Here is a 2,740-nt window from a genome sequence, read left to right on the forward strand (position 1 = left end):
GCCGTACGGAGGATTGGAAAGCATGAAATCAAAGTCCAGTGATGGGAAGGCGTCATGAGATAGGGTGGACCACTCGGCCCCGCCTACTATGTGGTCAGCGCTTTCGCCTTCTCCCTTCAGGATCATGTCGGCCTTGCAGATGGCATAAGTCTCAGGATTTATCTCCTGACCATATAGATGTGTCTTGACCTGCTTTTTCTGGCCACCTGCAATCTCCTGCAGCGTTTCCTCAGCTACTGTCAGCATTCCACCGGTTCCGAGAGCACCGTCATAGAGCAGATATGTTCCTGACTGAATCTGCTTGGACACCGGAAGGAAAATGAGATTAGCCATGAGCTTTACGGCATCACGGGGAGTCCAGTGTTCACCGGCCTCCTCATTGTTTTCCTCGTTGAACTTCCGGACAAGCTCCTCAAAGACAGTGCCCATTGAATGGTTGTCCATGCCGGGCTGTTTCACCGAGCCGTCGCTGTTGAGAACTGGGTCTGGGCTCAGGTTGATTTCAGGATCAAGTAACTTCGATATGAGGGTGCCAAGAGCATCGGCCTTTGAGAGGGTAGATATCTGGTTGCGGAATTTGAAGTTCTCCAGGATGTCCTGGACGTTTGGGGAGAAACCGTCCAGATAGGCTTCGAAGTCGTCCTTGAGCTGCTGCTGGCTGGCCCGGGATTTGAGGTCGCGCAGAGTAAACTTGGAGGTATTGTAGAACGCCTGGGCGGCAGACTTGCAGAGGGCTGCACGCTGTTCAGTGATTCCGGCCTTGTCCAGCATCTTCTTGGTTTCCAGGACGGCTTCCTTTGTGGGTTCAAGCACGGCGTCAAGACGGCGCAGTACGCACATCGGGAGGATTACATCAGGGTATTTACCTCGCTTGAAGAGGTCGCGGAGTACATCGTCGGCTATACCCCAGATGAAGGAGACGATTTTATTGTGGGTAGATTGGTCCATAAGAATTCCTATGTGTACGGATTAGTAAACTAAAAAATAGCACATGCACCCTCGTATTCAACAGGGAGCCGTCACAATTGAACTTCCAGATTCTCTATACAAGACAAATTGACATGGTACTTCGGACATTTTACGTCCTACCGCTCTCCTTTCCGCTGATTACCTTGGGGGTAATTTCCACGTACCCGGTACTTAGACATGGCAATTTTAAGGGGGGGCATGGTGAATTATACCGCCGTATATATGTAAAACATTAACCCATAAGTATATATAAAAAGGTAGAGGCCGGGTAGAGACCGGGTAGTGACCCGGTTAGCTGGCCAGCTTCCCCGAGGGGAGTTGGTCATGGGGGGGTGGATGGTCACATGAGGGAGACGCCCCTTTTGGACACCATAATTGGTGAAAACAGAATGCCAGCCGGATTTTCCGGCGATCAGCGTCTACCCGTGCGGATATCCGCACGTGTGGTGATATCACCACACCTAATCCTATTTTACGGCGGGTCGATCCTTTATGACATGTACTGATATTGAGGGCATGAGCCGAATCAGGTGCACTCTGATCCGACCTACTCTCCCTATTGTTACCTGTTTATCACCTTCTCCTTTCCGGCGTCCTGAATACTTACCTGTGAAGGCATAGCCTCCTCCGGCCTGATTTTGCGTGGGCGACCCCTCTTACGCTTCACAGGCGGTACCGTCTGTGCGTCAGCATCGGCTACATTCGACGGCACGACCCCTTCAGTTTTACTTCCTTCTTGAAGGCCGACTTGCGATTCCTGATTTCCCATTTCTCTTCTCCTCTGTTAGCCCGAGACACACATCGACTATCGACGTATATCTTACCGGACTTTGTTATTACTTTCCCCTTTGTATCTTAAGAGCTTCTAAAAAAAGATTCTGTTTAAATTTGGGCGGACTCTCAAGTCCTGCTTCTGACACAGGAGTTCTTGTCTGACCCTCCTTCGCCTGCATGGAATTTATCTCCCCTCTAATAAGCTTGAAATCCTCGCAATAGTCTCGCAGATCATTTGCGAATTTTTCAATCTGCTCGCAAAGATGCTTTACTTTCTTCATTGTCCGTATATCCTCATCCTGTAGTATGCGCGTACTGTAGTCGGCCCCATAGTAAATAATGCTCTTGCACAAGCACCGTTGATAGGAGATGAGCTTTTTCCTCCTCACTGGATCTACATCCTGAGTACTGATGGTAAACAGCCAGGCCGTCATCATTTCCGCAGGAAGATGGACTTCTTCGTATTCTTTCCCGCTAGTATATCTGCGCTTAAGAACGCCTTTCTTGTATCTCCGGTCTTCCATAATCCTTTTGATATGGGGTGCTGGATCCAATTTCAGGGCGTGGCATACTGATTTCAAGTTGACCCACATGCGTTTCTTTTCCACGCAATACCATATCTTGCTACCCTTGCAATAAATCCACTCTGGGTATAGACCTTCTAACGGCACTACTACACCTCGTCTGCGCCTCATTTCCGTTGCCGTAAGCGCCCCCTCTACAGCACGGGATTTACCTTTTGTTTTCCCTTTCACTTGTTCCTTCACGTTGACTTCCTTCACGCCGACTTTTCTCTCCTTCGTCATAATCTACCTCCTTGTGTATGCAGCAAATTCACAGTTGCTGCTTCTGTTTGCCCATAGGGCTAATATCTTTAATTTCTTAATCTTTATCATTCAGCATGTTTTAATAAATATCGCTCCGTTCCTCTCAAAGCGGCTCATAATTGGGGCCCCATATCCACGATATTTTTCTATAAATTCAGGTGGTGGTGAGT

At 48.7% G+C, this 2,740-nt stretch carries 2 protein-coding genes; both read right to left on the bottom strand.

Annotated features, from left to right (window positions below; all coding sequences use genetic code 11):
* A partial coding sequence (locus WAZ62_RS11310) for a type I restriction-modification system subunit M (RefSeq protein WP_422643629.1) occupies nt 1-948 on the bottom strand: 948 nt, incomplete at its 3' end.
* A gap of 857 nt (nt 949-1,805) precedes the next feature.
* A complete protein-coding gene (locus tag WAZ62_RS11315; protein WP_422643630.1) occupies nt 1,806-2,549 on the bottom strand; it encodes a phage antirepressor N-terminal domain-containing protein in 744 nt (247 codons plus the stop codon).
* Between the last annotated feature and the right edge of the window lie 191 nt (nt 2,550-2,740).

Source organism: Zavarzinia sp., from assembly GCF_049306435.1.
GTDB lineage: Bacteria > Pseudomonadota > Alphaproteobacteria > Zavarziniales > Zavarziniaceae > Zavarzinia.